We start from the raw sequence: 17,423 nt of genomic DNA on the forward strand, positions 1-17,423 counted from the left end.
GAAAAGCCACCTTTTCACTCTAAAAGCGCGTGCCGTGATATGCGCGCGCAACTTGATAGCAGGGGTGTTGATCCTGAAGCGCGGCGTCGGAAAAAAACCGACGCCCCCAATCAGAAGGCTTGCCAAGGCGGCATAACAAAAGCACCTTGACCAAGCTGCAACCCAGAGGTGAAGTCCAGAGCTTCGGGCACGGCGGAAACATTGCCAGATCAGGAGGCGGGCGTGGGCCAAACCATCAAGAAACACGGAATGGTTCGGGCATTGGGCGCGATGTCCGGTACGTCGCTGGACGGGGTGGACGCTGCGGTGGTGGAAACCGACGGGCATTCCATCGCCGGATTCGGGAAAAGCGGCTATCGCGCCTATACCGAAGCCGAGCGCGAAGTGCTGCGGGCGGCTTTGGGGCAATGGCACGGCCCGCAGGTCGATGCGGCGGCTGAAATGGTGACCTTTGCCCATGCCGAGGCGCTGTCCGAGTTCGAAGATGTGGATCTGATCGGCTTTCACGGCCAGACGCTGGCGCATGAACCGCGCGGGCGTGGCACATTGCAGGTGGGTGATGGTCTTGGTCTGGCGCAGGCGCTGGGGCGCCCGGTGGTCTGGGACTTCCGAAGCGATGACGTGGCGATGGGGGGCGAGGGTGCTCCGCTGGCGCCGTTTTTTCACTTTGCTTGCGCCAAGTGGTTTGGCGCGGACCGCCCGTTGTGCTTTCTGAACCTGGGCGGTGTTGGTAATCTGACCTATGTGGACCCAAGCTTTGATGGTCCCGAGGCGCCGGGGGCGCTGCTTGCCTTTGATACGGGGCCGGCGAATGCACCGGTCGATGACCTGATGCAGGCCCGGCTGGGGCAGCCGATGGACCGGGATGGTGCGGTTGCGCGCAATGGCACCGTCGAAATGGGTGCGCTGGAGCTGTTCCTGGCTGAGCCTTTCTTCGCACGCATGCCGCCCAAGTCGCTGGACCGGAATGATTTCTCTGAGATGATCGACCTGGTGAAAGAACTGGGTGACGCTGACGCGGTGGCGACCCTGACCGGGATGTGCGCAGCGGGGGTGGTGCAGGGGATGGAACACTGTCCGCAACCGCCGTCTTGCGTGCTGGTTACAGGCGGTGGACGGCGCAATCCGGTGTTGATGGAGATGCTGCGCGTATCTCTCGACTGCCCTGTCGAACCGGTCGAGGCCGTGGGGCTGGACGGCGATATGCTCGAGGCGCAGGCTTTTGCCTATCTGGCCGTGCGCGTGGCGCGGGGATTGCCAACCTCGTGCCCCGGAACAACCGGGGTGAAAGCGCTGGTAGGCGGCGGTATGGTCAGTACAGTGAACGCTCAACCGGTGGGTTGAGGCTACATCCAGGTAACGGCTAACGCGTTATCGACACACAGGCTTGCCACTGCGACGGGCTGTGTCGAAGTGAAAATGCCCTTTGTGATACCGGTCAGCATCAGGACCAAGAACAGTTCCAAACAGGCCACAGGCTCCGCTGTGCAACTCTCGTAACACGGTGCTTTGATCGGTGTCGCTCCATCCGTTCTGAACGGTGATCTGCGTTCCGTCCTGCAACACGAAGGTCGAGATATCGATGGCCCGACCTCGCGCATGTTCGGAGATGCGCGCATAGGGCTGGTTGTTCTGCGTCTTGCAGGCATAGTGGCCAACAACGCGCATCCCCTTGAGCCCACCACCCAGTTCGGCGAAGGCGGGTTTGGCGACGTTTTCGATCCACGTTTTCAGCGTAACGGCTGTCTGACAGTCCATCAGCGAGAACTGGCTGAGCGCAATGTCCGAAATTCTGTAAATCCGGACCGGGTTGGCGATGCCGCAACCTTGCGCTTTTCCAGCCAAAGACGCGCGGGTTTCGCCCAAGATGGTCCAGTCACCACAGACCGCGCCGCGGTCGCGCATACGCTGACGACCCACTTCAAACTGGCGGAACTTGCAAGGGCGCAGCGCAGGGCGTTTCGAGATCAGCACCGCAGGTTCAACAGTCGCAGCAGGTTCGATGTGTTCAGTTGCGACTTCCTCCTCCAAATCGGGTAGTGCCAATTCGGATGAATGGGGGGATTCTGCACAGGCGGTCTCTGCGCTCGCAAGACAGGTGCTTGCGAACAGAAGCAGAAGGACCAGAAAGATGTGTTTCACAATCACCCGATGCTCCGATACCTGCGGTTGCGTTTACAGAATGATAAATGCGTAACTTTCTGTAAACTCACCTTTTCAGAGCATCCCCAGATCAACCTATCCCCGAGGGATATCAAACCCAGGTTCTGCCAGTTGGAACCCATCGAATTGAAATCCGGGAGACACTGTACAACTGACCAGCGTGTAATCACCGGTGCTGCGCGCGGCCTGCCAATGGCCGGTGGGAACAATCAGTTGCGGTGCGCCCCGAGACAAATCGGGTGACAGCACATGGTCAACCGCCGGGCCCTTGTCTGTTGCGCTCAAGGACAGGATTAATGGCGCGCCCGCGTGGTAGAGCCAGATCTCGGTCGCGTCGACCCGGTGCCAGTGGCTGCTTTCCCCCGCCTGCAGCAAGAAGTAGATGCAGGTGCCGGTCGGGCGGCCCTCGTTCTCGGCGCGCCAGGTTTCCGCGTACCAGCCGCCCTCGGGGTGAGGTTGCAGGTTCAGGCGGTCGATGATCTCTTGTGCGGTCATGTGGCCCTCGTGTGTTTGACGCGATTATGCACGGCAAGGTGTGATCCGCTATGGTATTCGTGCGCACGGGGAATATGTATGCCGCATGACACTGACCATTCCATTCGATAACTCATATGCCCGCCTGCCGGACGCGTTTTTCGCGCGACAGAATCCGGTGCCTGTACGCGCGCCCAAGTTGATCGCGTTCAATGATGATCTGGCACGGCTGTTGCAGGTCCATCCGGGCGACGTGCAAGAGATGGCGGAAGCCTTTGCAGGTAATCGCATCCCCGATGGTGCGGACCCCATCGCGCAGCTTTATTCCGGGCATCAGTTTGGCCAGTTCAACCCGCAGCTTGGGGACGGGCGCGCGGTGCTGTTGGGCGAAACTGTCGGAACGGATGGTGTGCGGCGGGATGTTCAGCTGAAAGGCTCGGGCCCGACGCCGTTTTCACGTAGGGGCGACGGCAGGGCGTGGCTGGGTCCGGTTCTGCGCGAATACGTGGTGTCCGAGGCGATGCACGCGCTGGGCATCCCCACAACACGCGCACTGGCGGCGGTAGAGACCGGTGAAACCGTGTTCCGGGAGGGTCCGATGCCCGGTGCGGTGCTAACCCGGGTTGCAACCAGCCATTTGCGAGTAGGTACCTTTCAGGTCTTTGCCGCGCGGGGGCAGTTGGACAATCTGCGGTGCCTGACAGACTACGCCATCGCGCGCCACTACCCCGGCGTCGAAGGGCCAATGGGCCTGCTGCGGGCCGTTCGGGATGCGCAGGCCCGCCTGATCGCTTGGTGGATGAGCGTGGGCTTTATCCATGGGGTCATGAACACCGACAATTGCTCGATCGCGGGTGAGACCATCGATTATGGCCCCTGTGCCTTCATGGACGTTTATCACCCCAATACGGTCTACAGCTCGATAGATCGGATGGGCCGTTATGCCTATGCCAACCAGCCAGATATTGCAGTGTGGAATCTGGCGCAGCTGGCAACCTCACTGATCCAGCAGATGGACAACAAGGACGCCGCTGTTGAGGAGGCGACCGAGATCGTGCATGCCATGCCGGACCTGCTGCAACAGAACTGGTTGACCCGGTTCCGGGCAAAGGTCGGACTGACGACCGCTGAAGAAGGCGATCAGGCGCTGATCACCGATCTGCTAAAACGCATGGCCGAGGGGCAGGCTGATTTCACCAACACCTTCCGTGCGCTGGGCAAAGATACCGCGCGCGATCAGTTTATCGACCCGCAGGCCTTTGACAGCTGGGCAGAGGGCTGGCGTCCACGCTTGGCACGTGAGGCGTTACCGCATGACGTGATGACCGCAGCGAACCCAGCCTTTATTCCGCGCAATCACCGGGTCGAGCAGATGATCCAATCAGCGGTGGCGGGGGATTACCAGCCGTTCCATCGGCTGAACGCCGTCCTCGCACGGCCTTACGACGATCAGGCAGATGCGGAGGACCTGAAACGGCCCCCGACCGATAACGAGGTCGTGCACGCCACGTTCTGTGGTACGTGACGGTCAAACATCTCTGGTAGTCGCTCGGTGCGGTATGGTTTCGCGGGGAGGGGCGAATTGTTTTGTCCGGTCTAAATCGGTGTTGGATGCGCTGAAACTGCGGCACTTCCGTTCTGCCGCTCCCGGATGAAATGAGGGGAAACCCATTTGTTTCCGGCCGCGTCACGTGCCGGGTTTTTAAGCGATATACCATGCCAAGGCGACTTCCCCGGTTGCCGTTGCTGCGAAGTGAAACTGAAGGGTTGCGTCCGGCGGCAGGCGTGTCACTTTGGGTCAAGCCCACTGGTCAGATCTATATGCAGTCATCTTCCACCCTTCGCATTGCCAGCTATAACATTCAGAAATGCCTCGGGCTGGATTTCCGGCGCCAGCCGCAGCGCATTTTGCAGGTCATCGAACATATGCAGGCCGATATCGTTGTGTTGCAGGAGGCCGACAAACGTCTGCCGCCGCGCCCGGCGGCCCTGCCGCATTTCATGCTGGATGAAGCCGGTTGGCAGATCGTCGATCTGGGCGGTGCCGGCAGTCTGGGCTGGCATGGCAACGCGGTGATCTGGCGTGGCGAGGGCCTTTCGGTCCGGCGGACCGGACATCACGAATTGCCCGGGCTTGAACCGCGCGGCGCGGTCCGTGTCGAATTTGATACCCCTATCGGGCCGTTGCGGGTGATGGGTATGCATCTGGGGCTGTTGCCCGCATCGCGACGTCAGCAGATCTCGCATATCAGGCGGTTTGATAAAGAGCTGGAGCAGATGCCGACTGTCTGGGCGGGGGATTTCAACGAATGGTCCCGACAGCCGATTCTGGATCACCTGGCACCCGAAATGCGTTTCCTGCCCCCCAAGCCAAGTTTTCCCGCCGCGCAGCCGCTGGGCGCGCTGGATCGGATCGCGCTGGGCGCGGGCGTCAGGGCCACTGCGCATGGTGTCCATGACGCGCGCCCCGCACATATCGCATCGGATCATTTGCCGGTTTGGGCTGATTTGGCGCGCGTGGCTTAACTTCAACGGAAAAGAAGAAATCCCTGTGGCGCAAAGTGCGCAGACATACTAAGACAGACACCCGAGCAATTCTGAGGGGCATCATGTCGGAAACGATTATTGGACGTTGTGAGGCCAAAGGTCTGCGCATGACCGGTCAAAGAAGGATCATCGCGCAGGTATTGGAACAAAGCGACGACCATCCGGATGTCGAAGAACTGTACGCGCGTGCTTCTGCCATCGACACAGGCATCTCGATTGCGACGGTGTATCGTACGGTCAAACTGTTCGAAGAGGCCGGTATTCTGGAGCGTCTGGAGTTCGGCGATGGGCGGGCCCGTTACGAGGATGCCGAGCGCGATCACCACGATCACCTGATCGACATGCAGTCGGGCGAGGTCATCGAATTTGTCGATCCCGAGATCGAAGCCCTGCAGGAAAAGATCGCCGCCAAGCTTGGGTACAAGCTGAAAGGGCATCGGCTGGAACTGTACGGCGTACCGCTCAAGCAGGAGTGATCCATCACAAATCGCGAACGGCCCCACCACGTTAATTCATTGAACGTTTCGGGAATTGGCTTGCCAGACGTCGCCGGTTGCGGTTCATGTGCCCGGACACTGCACCCCAAGTACCCTTTTCCTGTGGACGCGCGCATGAATAACGTAAACGGCATCCTTTTGCTGATCGGCTCGATGGCGGCCTTTTCGCTTGAGGATATGTTCATCAAGTTCCTGTCGGGCGCTGTGCCGACCGGTCAGATCATGGTGTGTCTGGGTGTGTTCTGCGGGCTTGTCTTTGCGGTGATGTCGGTGGTCACCCGCAAACGCATCTTCGATCCCGTGGCGTGGAAACTGCTGCCGATGCTACGCGCAGGGACAGAAGGATTCGGTGCCGTGACCTTTGTCACCGCGCTGTCGCTGATCGATCTGTCCACTGTCGCCGCCGTGTTTCAAGCCATGCCGCTTGCCGTGACCATGGGCGCGGCCCTGTTTCTGGGAGAGCAGGTCGGCTGGCGCCGCTGGAGCGCCATTGGTGTCGGCTTTGTCGGTGTTCTGATGATCATTCGCCCCGGATTGGAAGGGTTTCAGCCAGATTCACTGTTTGTCGTTCTGACCGTGTTTGCGATTGCGGCGCGTGATCTGATAACCCGCAAGCTGGATGTTCGGGTGGCTTCATCCGTTGTGGCGATGCAGGCGTATATCGCAGTGGCGCTGGCCGGGTTGCTGTTGATGGTTATTTCAGGAACACCCTTCGTGCCGGTACAAAGCGACCAGGCAGGTCCGTACCTGGGGGCGATCGGTTTTGGTGTTCTAGGGTATTACGGCATCGTCACGGCCATGCGGGTTGGCGAGGCTTCGGCCATGATGCCATTCCGTTACACGCGTCTGGTGTTTTCAATCCTTGCCGGAATGCTGATGTTCGGGGAACGCCCTGACGCGCTGACAATGGCAGGGGCGAGCCTCATCATCGGATCTGGCCTGTACACCTTTATCCGCGAGCGACGTTTGGCGCGCAATCTGGTCCCGGCGTGAACCTGTTGGCGCAAACAGCAAACTGTTAGCCCTAAAGGTCGGTAAATATGCGTGTTAGCGATAACGGAACCGGTTTACTTTTGGCCGGTTGCTGTTATGACGCGTGCAACCGACTGCAGCCATAGGGACAGACCTCATGAGCACCATTATTGACATCCACGCGCGCGAAATTCTGGACAGCCGGGGCAACCCGACAGTCGAGGTCGACGTGATTCTGGAGGACGGCACCATGGGCCGCGCCGCCGTACCGTCCGGTGCGTCCACCGGCGCACATGAAGCCGTTGAAAAACGCGACGGCGACAAATCCCGCTATATGGGCAAAGGGGTTCTGGAAGCCGTGGCCGCCGTGAATGGTGAGATCGCCGAGGAATTGGTGGGCTTTGACGCGACAGAACAAGTGGCCATCGATCAGGCGATGATTGAACTGGACGGAACCAATAACAAAGGCCGTCTGGGTGCCAACGCCATTCTGGGCGTCTCGTTGGCCACAGCAAAGGCAGCAGCCGATTTCACCACGCAGCCCCTTTATCGCTACGTCGGCGGCACCTCGGCCCGCGTACTGCCGGTGCCGATGATGAATATCATCAATGGCGGCGAACACGCCGACAACCCGATCGACATTCAGGAATTCATGATCATGCCAACCTCGGCCGCGAATATCCGCGAGGCCGTGCGAATGGGGTCCGAAGTGTTCCATACGCTGAAGAAAGAACTGTCTTCCGCGGGGCTGGCCACGGGCGTGGGCGATGAGGGCGGTTTTGCCCCCAACATCGCCAGCACCCGCGAGGCGCTGGATTTCATCCTGAAATCCATCGAAAAGGCGGGCTACAAACCCGGCGAAGAAATCCACCTGGCCTTGGATTGCGCGGCGACCGAGTATTACAAGGATGGTAAATACGTTCTGGCGGGCGAGGGGATCACCCTGACACCCGAAGAAAACGCAGCCTATCTGGCGGCTCTGGTCAATGACTATCCAATCATCTCGATCGAAGACGGCATGTCCGAGGATGACTGGGACGGCTGGGAAGCCCTGACCGACGCCATCGGCGACAAGGTGCAGCTCGTGGGCGACGACCTGTTTGTGACCAATCCGGCGCGCTTGGCCGAAGGGATCAAGCGCGGCTGCGCGAACTCGATGCTGGTTAAGGTGAACCAGATCGGATCGCTGACCGAAACCCTGCGCGCCGTCGATATGGCGCACCGTGCGCGTTATACCAACGTGATGTCGCACCGTTCGGGCGAGACCGAGGATGCCACTATTGCCGATCTGGCGGTGGCGACCAATTGCGGTCAGATCAAAACCGGCTCGCTGGCGCGGTCGGATCGGTTGGCCAAATACAACCAGTTGATCCGCATTGAGGAATCGCTGGGCGAGGTTGCGGAATACGCAGGCGCGTCGATCCTTCGCAAATAACGCGCTTGGCGCTAGGCTGGCCCCTGGTTTTAATCCGGGGGTCGCGTTGTGCTGAACATCATCGAACCGGAAACGCCGGACCAGATTGAAGCGGTTCGGCGTTTGTGTTGGGATTACAGGGATTTCCTGCTGGCACTGGATGAAAGAACCGCCCAGATTGTGCAGGCCTTCTACCCAAGCGAAAAATACGCCCGCGTGATGGACAACATCGACACGGAACACACACCGCCGACCGGTGGGATCAAACTGGCATTGCTGCATGGGGAACCGGTCGGCTGCGGTATGTTTCACACGTACGAACCCGGTGTAGCTGAAATCAAACGTGTATTTGTAACTGACGCAGCAAGGGGGACCGGAGCAGGCCGTGCCATCATGCTTTCGCTGATCGAAATGTGCCGAGATATTGGGTTCGACTATATTCGAATGGACACCGGCAAACCCCTGGAAGCGGCGACTCGGTTATACCTGTCTTTGGGCTTTCACTTGCGCGACGCCTATTACGAAACTCCTGAAATCGCACGCGACCACCTGCTTTTTTTTGAGATGCCGCTATTTGAGAATGGCACCCTCAGGCCAGAGAAAAGTTAAATTTTTCAGGGACATGTTCGTTTGCGGTTGAGGTGTTTGATAAAAAAAATGTGGCTTATCTATTCTTATGTGTGAACTTGTTACTTATCACGCCCGCACAGAATGCCGTAGTTTGTCTTCATTGCAGAAAGGAGACTACGATGTCTGTATCCAAATTCCTTCTGATAATCGTCACAGCGTCCATCACAGTATTGTCCGCCTGCGCGGGTCCGGGAACGTATCCGATAACCGGAGAAGAGGTTTCGTCGAATGACCCGGTTCAGCATATGAATCCGGCAAATATCTTCCGCGGCGAGTCGCGCTAAAGTACCTTGCTCATCAGCATATACCTGTCGCGTTGTCTAAACCCGGTACGCAGATAGAGCTTATGGGCAGATTCATTGTTTCGGTCGACTTCCAGATGAAGAGCCATCAGGCCTGCCCCGGCAAGAGCTTTGGGCAGATCCAAAAGAACCTCGGTGGCAATGCCGCGGCCCCGAACGGCGGGGCGTATATAGATTTCGTCCACGAAACCGTCCATGCCGCCAAACTCGACTGACCAGCCAAAGGTTAGGATGATATATCCCAAAGGCGCGCGCCCGGGCCCAATCAGATAGACACAGCCATGAGGGATACCATCCAGCATGGGGGCGAGGGCATTGCGTGTCTTGTCGGCGTCCTGTGTCAGCCCGGCCTCGGTATGAAAGGCGGTGACCAGCGTCATCAGGCGATCCAGATCTTCGGGGCGCGCAAGGCGGAGGGCGGCGCTCATAATCTGGCCAGCCTTTCTGTCAGCAAGGTGAAAAAGCCGTCAGCGTCGATTTCCCCCATGAACAACGCATTTGGTGCGCGGTTGGTGACACCCCACCAATCCGCAACGGTCATGCCCAGGGTCAGGTCGGACCCTGTTTCAATCTCGACATTCACGTGGCGACCCGAAAACAGCTCGGGGCGGATCAGATAGGCGGTGACGCAAGGGTCGTGCAGGGGGGCGCCTGCGCTGCCGTATTTCTCTTTGTCGAAGCGTTCAAAGAAATCCGTCATCTCGGCCACGGCATGTCCAACCTTGCTGTCCAATGCGCGGAACGCGTCGTTTCGTGATTTGGTCACCAGCGCTTTGTGTGTGACATCCAATGGCATGACAACGATTGGCCTTCCGGATTTAAAAACGATATCAGCAGCTTCTGGGTCGACATAGATGTTGAATTCAGCAGTGGGGGTGATGTTGCCGACTTCGAAATACGCCCCACCCATCAAGACGATTTCCTGCACGTGGTCGATGATATCGGGGGCCTTGCGAAATGCAGTCGCGATGTTTGTAAGCGGACCCAGTGGACAAAGGGTCACGGTCCCCGGCTCTTCAGCACGCAGGGTGTCGATGATGAAATCCACAGCGTGACCTTTGGCCAGGGGCATCTGCGGATCCGGCAGGACCGGGCCATCCAGCCCGGTTTTCCCGTGCACATGTTCTGCGGTGACAAGCGGACGGTTCAGCGGTTTGTCGCAGCCCGCATAAACCGGCACATCCGTACGTCCGGCCAATTCACAAACGATTCGGGCGTTCTTGGCTGTAAGGGCGAGCGGGACGTTACCCGCGACGGCCGTGATACCCAGAACCTCGATCTCGTCCGGGCTGGCCAGCGCCAACAGTATGGCGACGGCGTCATCCTGTCCGGGATCGGTGTCGATGATGATCTTGCGAGGGGGCATGGGCGTCTCCGGGGGTCGTGAAGGTGGGACACTCGCAAGTGTCGGATCGCTTGTCTACCCGTTTCTGGTCGCCGCCAGTGCATCCACCGGCGGGAGTTTGCCATTGGCGCGATGCTCTTCCGTTTTGACCTCGTCCCACAGCGCATCCATCTCGGCCAGATCGCTTTGCGTGGGGGTCTTGCCCCGTTCGGCCAGCCGGGCTTCGACCTTTTCAAAGCGACGGGTGAACTTGGCATTGGTGCGACGCAGGGCGGCTTCGGGTTCGATGCCAAGATGACGGCCCAGATTGACCATCACGAACAGCAGATCGCCGAACTCGTCTTCCAGCGCGTCGGCATCCATTTTGTCGCGCGCCTCTTCCAGCTCGGTCGCTTCTTCGGTGATCTTGGCCAGCACATGGCTGGCGTCAGGCCAGTCGAACCCCACCCGAGCGGCTCGTTTTTGCAGCTTATGCGCGCGCAACAGGGCGGGCAGGTTTGCGGCCACACCGTCCAGTGCACCTTTTTGTTCTTTGCCCGCCCGCTCGGCGGCTTTGATGGCTTCCCAATCTTTGGTTTGCTGGTCGGCCGACTTGTCGCGGGATTCATCGCCAAACACATGCGGATGGCGGCTGACCATCTTGTCGGACATGGTGCGCACCACGTCCTGAAAGGTGAAATGTCCTGCTTCTTCTGCCATTTGGGCGTGAAACACGGATTGGAACAGTAAGTCCCCCAGCTCTCCCTTAAGCTCGTCATAGGCTTCGCGTTCGATGGCGTCAGCGACCTCATAGGCCTCTTCGATCGTATAGGGGGCGATGGTCGCGAAATCCTGTTCGATGTCCCACGGGCAGCCAGATTGCGGATCGCGTAGGCGGCGCATGATTTCCAGCAGCCGTTCGATACCTGCATTGCTGTCATGGATCAGAGGATTTTCAGCCATTGCGAACCCTTTCATTCCGGTGTCAGATGCATCCATTCCGCAGTCCCGATCAGGAGTCCACCCCAGATGCCCGTCGTCAACCGAATTGCCGATTTCTCTGCCGACATGACCAGATGGCGCCAGTATCTGCATACCATCCCCGAGTTGGAATTCGAATGCCATGAAACGGCAGCCTTTGTGGCCGAACGTCTGCGTGAGTTCGGGGTTGATGAGTTGCATGAGGGGATCGCAAAGACCGGGATGGTCGCGATCATCAACGGGCAGGGCGACGGGCCGACGATTGGCCTGCGCGCCGATATGGATGCGTTGCCAATTACCGAGGAAACGGGCGTTGACTATGCCTCTCAGAACCCCGGAAAGATGCATGCCTGCGGCCATGACGGGCATACTACCATGCTACTGGGCGCGGCACGTTATCTGGCCGAGACGCGAAATTTCAGCGGTCGCGTGGCGCTGATCTTTCAACCCGCCGAGGAAGATGGCGGTGGTGCTGGTGTGATGGTCGAAGAAGGCATCATGGACCGGTTCGACATCTCGCAGGTCTACGCGCTGCACAACGCGCCGGGATTTGCCGAAGGGACATTCTATACAACGCCGGGGCCGATCATGGCGGCTGTCGATACATTCGAAGTGCATATTCAGGGTGTCGGCGGCCACGGTGCGATGCCGCATGAAACCCGTGATCCGGTTATGGCGGCCTGTGGGATTGCGCAGGCCATTCAGACCATTGTCAGCCGCAACCATTATGCGTTGGATGATCTTGTCGTCTCGGTCACGCAGATCCACACCGGCACGGTCAACAACGTTATCCCGGATACGGCCTATATCAACGGCACCGTTCGAACATTCGACCCGAACGTCCAGCAGATGGTGATGCGGCGCATGGCCGAGATTGTCGAGGGGCAGGCCAAATCCTATGGGGTCGAGGCGCGATTGGAATACAATGTAGATTACCCTGCCACCATCAATGATGCCGAAAAGGCGGGCTTTGCGACCGAGGTGGCGCGTGAAATATCCGGTGACGACCGGGTCACCGGCAATACCGGGCGCGAGATGGGGGCCGAGGATTTCTCGTATATGCTGCAAAAGCGCCCCGGTGCTTATTTGTTCCTTGGGCAGGGCGAAGGCGCAGGGCTGCATCATCCGAAATACAACTTTAACGACGAAATCGCGCCGGTGGGCGCGTCGTTTTTCGCGCGGATCGTGGAAAAAGCGCAGCCGTTGAGCTGATAAAGGTTCGGGAAAGGGACTACGGAAGACATGGCACTGGAAGACGCAAGAAACCAGGTGGATGAGGCATTCACCAATCCGGACCTCAAGGGGTTGTCTTATGAAAACACGTTCGGCGGGGCGACGTCTTTTTTGCGGCGGCTTTACACCAAGAACCTGAAGGGTGTGGACATCGCCGTTACTGGCGTGCCGTTTGATCAGGCGGTTACGAACCGGCCCGGCACGCGCCTTGGCCCTCGGGCGATCCGTGAGGCCAGCGCTTTGCAATCGCCTGATGCGCCCTATGGCTGGCCCTTTGATGCGCTGAGTGAACTGGCGATCGTGGATTATGGCGATATGGCTTATGATTACGCCAATATCCCGGCCTTTCCTGACACGCTGACCGACCACATCCGAACCATTCTGGCTGCTGATGTGGCGTCGGTTGCGCTGGGTGGCGATCACTATATCAGCTTTCCGATCCTCAAAGCCTATGCCGAGAAATTCGGGCCAATGTCCCTGCTGCAATTCGATGCGCATACCGACACATGGGCCGATGATGACATGTCTCGCGTGGATCACGGGACAATGTTCTACAAGGCTGTAAAGTCGGGCATTGTCGATCCGAAACGCTCGGTCCAGGTGGGTATTCGCACGACGAACGAGGATACGCTGGGCGTGAACATCATTGATGCGCGCGAGGTTTATGAATCGGGACCAGCTGCTGTGGCAGAGAAGATCAAGAACATTCTTGGTGACAGCCCCGTTTACCTCAGCTTTGACATCGACGGTCTTGACCCGGCTTTTGCCCCTGGTACGGGCACGCCAGTCTGGGGTGGGTTAAGCTCGATTCAGGCGCAAATCATCCTGCGCGACATTGCCGGGATCAATATCAAGGGCGGGGACGTTGTCGAAGTATCGCCGCCCTTTGACACCTCAGGTGCGACAGCGATTGCTGGGGCCCATGTGGCGACGCAGATCATTTGCCTGTTGGGGTGGAACAAGCTGGATAAAGAAGATGGGTAAACCCGCAAGGGTTCACGTTAACCAACAGTTAGCCATGCTTAGGGTATGTGCTGGATCAAGTGACGAACAGGGACGGGACCATTACGCACATGACCGAATACAACCAACCACTTAGCGGGAATGATCTGGCGCGGTTTTCCGGGCCGAACACATTCATGCGCCTGCCGCAGGCCTCCTCGCTTGAGGGGTTGGATGTGGCGGTGCTGGGGGTGCCGATGGATATCGGCACGTCGTGGCGGTCGGGCACGCGCTTTGGCCCCAAGCAGATCCGCGGCGAAAGCGCGATGATCCGGCCCTATAACATGGCCACCAGAGCGGCCCCGTTCGACAGCTTGCAGATAGCCGATATTGGGGATCTGGCGATCAACACCTTCTCGCTTGCAGACAGCCTCAGGATCATCAAGGAAAGCTATGACGCCATTTTGGCGAAAGGCGTGATCCCTGTGGCGATGGGGGGCGATCATTCGATCACCCTGCCGATCCTGCGAGCCATCAAGGCCAAACACGGTCCCGTGGCGCTTGTGCATGTGGATGCCCATGCCGATGTGAATGACGAGATGTTCGGTGAACGCGAAACCCACGGCACCGTTTTCCGCCGCGCCTATGAAGAGGGGTTGATTGTTCCCGACAAGACGTTCCAGATCGGCATTCGGGGCTCGGGTTATGCAGCCTCGGATTTTACCGAAGCCAAGGACTGGGGCTTCCGCCAGTTCCCCGCATGGGAGCTGTGGCAGCAGAATCTGACCCAGATCGGATCGCAGGTTCGCAAGATCATTGGGGACCACCCGGTTTACATCTCGTATGACATCGACAGCCTTGATCCCGCATACGCTCCGGGCACCGGCACGCCGGAAATCGCGGGTCTTTCGACACCGCAAGCGCTGCAACTGATCCATGCACTGCATGGGGTAAACGTAGTGGGATGCGATCTGGTCGAGGTCTCACCTCCTTATGATCCATCGGGCAACACTGCACTGACAGCAGCCAACCTGATCTATGAGATGCTGTGTATCCTGCCGGGTGTGACGTCGCGGTAAGACGCGGTGGAATGTCTTGCCGCCGGTTTTGTTCCGCTTAGGGTTCACCAAAAAGGATAGAGCGGGATGAAAAGGATGGTTTTGTGGGCGGTGGTTGCGCTTGTGGTTGGGGCGGGCGCCTATGTCCGGCTGGCACCGTCAGACCCTGCGCGGTGGCACGTCGCTTTGGTTTCGACCGAAAGCCAGAACTTGCCCGGTGGTGTGTTGCGCGTTGTTGAAACCGGTCCCGACGGGTTGCAGCGTCTTGATGAGATTGCCCAAGCCACGCCGCGCACCACGGTTTTGGCGGGTTCGGTCAGTGAGGGCATGATCACCTATGTTACCCGCACGAAATGGATCGGCTTTCCCGACTACACCACGGTACAGCAGGACGGAGACATCTTGCGCATCCATGGCCGTTTGCGGTTCGGTCGCAGGGATTTCGGTGTGAACAAGGCGCGGGTCGATGGGTGGTTGGCACAATTCTAGTCGTTGCGCAAACGGTCAGGACGCATCGTCCAGATCTATGGGGTCGAAAGGCTCACTCTGTAATTTGGACGACAAACACCCCTCCTGAACCTCGCGCCACATGGGAACGTTAAGGGACATCTGGCATTGCGCGGTGAACATGCGTCCGTCGACCTGAAGGCAGATCATCTCACCCAGTTCGATGCGAGACCCGGATGTGTCGGTGCAATAGCAATCCCGCGTCTTGCCATCAGGGCCGATGTAATCCGCGAATGCAGGCGTCGTTGTCAGCAGCAGAGTAATTAAAACCCGTTTCATGGCCGCAAGCTTAGCATGACGTTGCCCTTGACCAAAGCCCCCGGATGAGAGACACCGCCGGGATGATCCCCGAAGAACGTCTTGAACAGATCACCCAGCGTTTCCAGTACCTCGAGGCAGCCATGGCCGATGGCGCGTCGGGTGGTGACATAGCGGCGCTGGCCAAAGAATATTCCGACCTCAAGCCTGTCGTCGATCAGATCATGGCCTGGCGACAGCTGGTGGGAGATCTGGCCGAGGCGCAGGCGATGCTGACTGACCCGGACATGAAAGAGCTTGCCGAGGAGGAGATCCCCGAGTTGCAGGCCCGCATCCCCAAGGCGGAAAACGCGCTCCAACTGGCATTGTTGCCAAAGGACGCGGCGGATGCCCGTCCGGCGATGCTGGAAATCCGCCCCGGCACCGGCGGGGACGAGGCCGCTTTGTTCGCAAGCGACCTGTTGCGCATGTATCAGCGTTACGCCGAGGCGCGTGGCTGGAAATTCGAGATTATCGAAGAACAGGCCTCGGATCTGGGCGGCATCAAGGAAGTAGTAGCCCATATCAAAGGCGACAACGTCTTTGCGCGACTGAAGTACGAATCCGGCGTCCATCGGGTGCAACGCGTGCCCGAAACCGAAAGCGGCGGGCGCATTCACACCTCGGCGGCGACTGTGGCGGTTCTGCCCGAGGCCGAGGATGTAGACATCCAGATCGACGCCAATGATATCCGAATCGATACGATGCGAAGCTCGGGCGCGGGCGGACAGCACGTGAACACGACTGACTCGGCTGTGCGGATCACGCATCTTCCGACGGGATTGGTGGTGACAAGTTCCGAGAAGTCCCAGCATCGCAACCGCGAGATCGCCATGCAGGTTCTGAAGACGCGCTTGTACGATCTGGAGCGGCAGCGGATTGACAGTGAACGCTCGGCAGATCGTGCCAGTCAGGTTGGCTCGGGGGATCGATCGGAACGCATTCGTACTTATAACTTCCCGCAGGGGCGCATGACCGACCACCGGATCAACCTGACGCTATATAAGCTGGATCAGGTGATGCAGGGTGATCTGGACGAGGTGATTGATGCGTTGACGGCGGATGATCAGGCCCGGCTGTTGGCCGAGATGGCACAATGACGGCTCTGCAAACAGCGGCACAGGCGATGGTCGCGGCGACAGCGCGTCTGCGTGCGGCCGGAGTGGACGATCCGGCACGCGACGCGCGTCTGTTGCTGGCCCATGCTGCACGGATTGAAGCCAGCCGCGTGACGCTGATTGCCCCGGAAGAATTACAGCCCGAAATCGCCGAGCGTTATGACCAGTTGATCTCCTTGCGGGCCATCCGGGTTCCGGTGTCGCATCTGTTGGGTGAGCGGGAGTTCTACGGCCGCAGGTTCCGCGTCAGCCGGGATGTCCTTGATCCGCGCCCGGAAACTGAAACCCTGATCGAAGCAGCGTTGAGCGAACCATTTGATCATGTCCTCGACCTGGGGCTGGGCTCGGGGTGTATCCTGATAACCCTTCTGGCCGAACGCAGCAGTGCCACGGGCGTGGGTGTTGATCTGAGCGAAGCCGCCTGCCTGCAAGCCAGTGCCAATGCGGTTCAGCATCAGGTAGAGACGCGGATTGAGATCCTTCGATCAAACTGGTTCGAAAACATTGAAGATAAATTCGACCTGATTGTTTCCAACCCTCCGTATATCTCAGTGTCTGAGATGGAAGAACTTTCGCCCGAAGTGCGTGAGCACGAGCCGCGCATGGCCCTGACGGATGAGGGGGACGGGTTGGGCGCGTATCGTCGGATCGCAGCGGCGACCCCGGATTTTCTGTTGGCGGGCGGGCGAATTCTTGTCGAAATCGGTCCGACGCAGGCGGCAAAAGTGTCAGCCTTGTTCGATGCCGCTGGGTTGGTGGACGTCCGGGTAATCCCCGATCTTGACGGTCGCGACCGCGTTGTTGGCGCAAGAATGCCGGATTGAGTGGCGGGTTTGCGGCAAAAAACGCCAACCCGAACAAAAAAGCTTGTGAAAACCCGAGATTCCTCTTGTCTGCGCCGTCAGGACATGTTTACTCAGGATTAGTCGGCGAGGTTGACGCTGTTGCAGCGCACCCCTGACGC

At 58.9% G+C, this 17,423-nt stretch carries 20 protein-coding genes; 14 read left to right on the top strand and 6 right to left on the bottom strand.

Translation table 11 applies throughout. From position 1 onward, the window contains the following. The first annotated feature begins 249 nt into the window (after positions 1 to 249). Complete coding sequence (locus ACR0DS_RS04985) at positions 250 to 1,344, top strand: anhydro-N-acetylmuramic acid kinase (protein ID WP_480558332.1); 1,095 nt, start codon at positions 250 to 252, stop codon at positions 1,342 to 1,344. A 27-nt stretch (positions 1,345 to 1,371) separates the two neighbouring features. On the opposite strand, the gene ACR0DS_RS04990 is transcribed toward ACR0DS_RS04985, so the two are convergent. Then, a complete protein-coding gene (locus tag ACR0DS_RS04990; RefSeq protein ID WP_480616700.1) occupies positions 1,372 to 2,148 on the bottom strand; it encodes an extensin-like domain-containing protein in 777 nt (258 codons plus the stop codon). Between the two features lie 90 nt (positions 2,149 to 2,238). Then, positions 2,239 to 2,658 carry a cupin domain-containing protein gene (locus tag ACR0DS_RS04995; protein ID WP_480558066.1) on the bottom strand — a complete coding sequence of 140 codons (420 nt, stop codon included), beginning with the start codon at positions 2,656 to 2,658 and terminating at the stop codon, positions 2,239 to 2,241. Positions 2,659 to 2,743: 85 nt separating this feature from the next. On the opposite strand from ACR0DS_RS04995, the gene ACR0DS_RS05000 reads away from it, so the two are divergent. The 7 genes from ACR0DS_RS05000 (at position 2,744) to ACR0DS_RS05030 (ending at position 8,981) form a co-directional block, all read left to right on the top strand. Beyond that, positions 2,744 to 4,162 carry a protein adenylyltransferase SelO gene (locus tag ACR0DS_RS05000; protein WP_480558064.1) on the top strand — a complete coding sequence of 473 codons (1,419 nt, stop codon included), beginning with the start codon at positions 2,744 to 2,746 and terminating at the stop codon, positions 4,160 to 4,162. A 296-nt stretch (positions 4,163 to 4,458) separates the two neighbouring features. Further along, positions 4,459 to 5,163 carry an endonuclease/exonuclease/phosphatase family protein gene (locus ACR0DS_RS05005; protein WP_480481649.1) on the top strand — a complete coding sequence of 235 codons (705 nt, stop codon included), beginning with the start codon at positions 4,459 to 4,461 and terminating at the stop codon, positions 5,161 to 5,163. A gap of 83 nt (positions 5,164 to 5,246) precedes the next feature. Beyond that, positions 5,247 to 5,660: a Fur family transcriptional regulator gene (locus tag ACR0DS_RS05010; RefSeq protein ID WP_209503686.1), complete on the top strand. Its 414-nt coding sequence runs from the start codon at positions 5,247 to 5,249 to the stop codon at positions 5,658 to 5,660. Between the two features lie 135 nt (positions 5,661 to 5,795). After that, positions 5,796 to 6,674, top strand: a complete 879-nt coding sequence (locus ACR0DS_RS05015; RefSeq protein WP_480480558.1) for a DMT family transporter — start codon at positions 5,796 to 5,798, stop codon at positions 6,672 to 6,674. 136 nt (positions 6,675 to 6,810) lie between these two features. After that, positions 6,811 to 8,088, top strand: coding sequence for a phosphopyruvate hydratase (eno, locus tag ACR0DS_RS05020; protein WP_480517345.1), 1,278 nt, complete (start codon positions 6,811 to 6,813; stop codon positions 8,086 to 8,088). Positions 8,089 to 8,136: 48 nt separating this feature from the next. Then, positions 8,137 to 8,676, top strand: coding sequence for a GNAT family N-acetyltransferase (locus ACR0DS_RS05025; RefSeq protein WP_480517343.1), 540 nt, complete (start codon positions 8,137 to 8,139; stop codon positions 8,674 to 8,676). A 140-nt stretch (positions 8,677 to 8,816) separates the two neighbouring features. Beyond that, positions 8,817 to 8,981, top strand: a complete 165-nt coding sequence (locus ACR0DS_RS05030) for a hypothetical protein (protein WP_480517341.1) — start codon at positions 8,817 to 8,819, stop codon at positions 8,979 to 8,981. Here ACR0DS_RS05030 and ACR0DS_RS05035 read toward each other — a convergent pair. The 3 genes from ACR0DS_RS05035 to mazG are packed head-to-tail and all read right to left on the bottom strand — an operon-like array spanning position 8,978 to position 11,286. Then, complete coding sequence (locus ACR0DS_RS05035; protein WP_480558062.1) at positions 8,978 to 9,427, bottom strand: GNAT family N-acetyltransferase; 450 nt, start codon at positions 9,425 to 9,427, stop codon at positions 8,978 to 8,980. The genes ACR0DS_RS05030 and ACR0DS_RS05035 overlap by 4 nt on opposite strands. After that, on the bottom strand, positions 9,424 to 10,365 hold the full coding sequence (locus ACR0DS_RS05040) for a nucleoside hydrolase (RefSeq protein WP_480558060.1): 942 nt from the start codon (positions 10,363 to 10,365) through the stop codon (positions 9,424 to 9,426). The genes ACR0DS_RS05035 and ACR0DS_RS05040 overlap by 4 nt, the downstream gene beginning before the upstream one ends. Before the next feature lie 54 nt (positions 10,366 to 10,419). Next, positions 10,420 to 11,286, bottom strand: a complete 867-nt coding sequence (gene mazG / locus ACR0DS_RS05045) for a nucleoside triphosphate pyrophosphohydrolase (protein ID WP_480558058.1) — start codon at positions 11,284 to 11,286, stop codon at positions 10,420 to 10,422. A gap of 66 nt (positions 11,287 to 11,352) precedes the next feature. Here mazG and ACR0DS_RS05050 point away from each other — a divergent pair, with 66 nt between their 5' ends. From ACR0DS_RS05050 to ACR0DS_RS05065, 4 genes are all read left to right on the top strand, one after another. Next, positions 11,353 to 12,516, top strand: a complete 1,164-nt coding sequence (locus ACR0DS_RS05050) for a M20 aminoacylase family protein (protein WP_209503692.1) — start codon at positions 11,353 to 11,355, stop codon at positions 12,514 to 12,516. Positions 12,517 to 12,546: 30 nt separating this feature from the next. Continuing rightward, positions 12,547 to 13,521, top strand: a complete 975-nt coding sequence (gene speB, locus ACR0DS_RS05055) for an agmatinase (protein ID WP_480558056.1) — start codon at positions 12,547 to 12,549, stop codon at positions 13,519 to 13,521. A gap of 89 nt (positions 13,522 to 13,610) precedes the next feature. Beyond that, positions 13,611 to 14,558, top strand: a complete 948-nt coding sequence (gene speB, locus ACR0DS_RS05060; protein WP_480558054.1) for an agmatinase — start codon at positions 13,611 to 13,613, stop codon at positions 14,556 to 14,558. 66 nt (positions 14,559 to 14,624) lie between these two features. Beyond that, positions 14,625 to 15,026: a DUF1499 domain-containing protein gene (locus tag ACR0DS_RS05065; protein ID WP_480558052.1), complete on the top strand. Its 402-nt coding sequence runs from the start codon at positions 14,625 to 14,627 to the stop codon at positions 15,024 to 15,026. A gap of 15 nt (positions 15,027 to 15,041) precedes the next feature. Here ACR0DS_RS05065 and ACR0DS_RS05070 read toward each other — a convergent pair whose 3' ends face one another. Further along, complete coding sequence (locus tag ACR0DS_RS05070) at positions 15,042 to 15,323, bottom strand: hypothetical protein (protein WP_480558050.1); 282 nt, start codon at positions 15,321 to 15,323, stop codon at positions 15,042 to 15,044. A 62-nt stretch (positions 15,324 to 15,385) separates the two neighbouring features. Here ACR0DS_RS05070 and prfA point away from each other — a divergent pair, with 62 nt between their 5' ends. Together prfA and prmC are read left to right on the top strand one after the other, a co-directional pair. Next, positions 15,386 to 16,441: a peptide chain release factor 1 gene (gene prfA / locus ACR0DS_RS05075; RefSeq protein WP_480481653.1), complete on the top strand. Its 1,056-nt coding sequence runs from the start codon at positions 15,386 to 15,388 to the stop codon at positions 16,439 to 16,441. Next, positions 16,438 to 17,283: a peptide chain release factor N(5)-glutamine methyltransferase gene (gene prmC, locus ACR0DS_RS05080; protein ID WP_480558048.1), complete on the top strand. Its 846-nt coding sequence runs from the start codon at positions 16,438 to 16,440 to the stop codon at positions 17,281 to 17,283. The genes prfA and prmC overlap by 4 nt, the downstream gene beginning before the upstream one ends. The last annotated feature ends 140 nt before the right edge of the window (positions 17,284 to 17,423 follow it).

This window comes from Ruegeria sp. AF5, assembly GCF_056541905.1.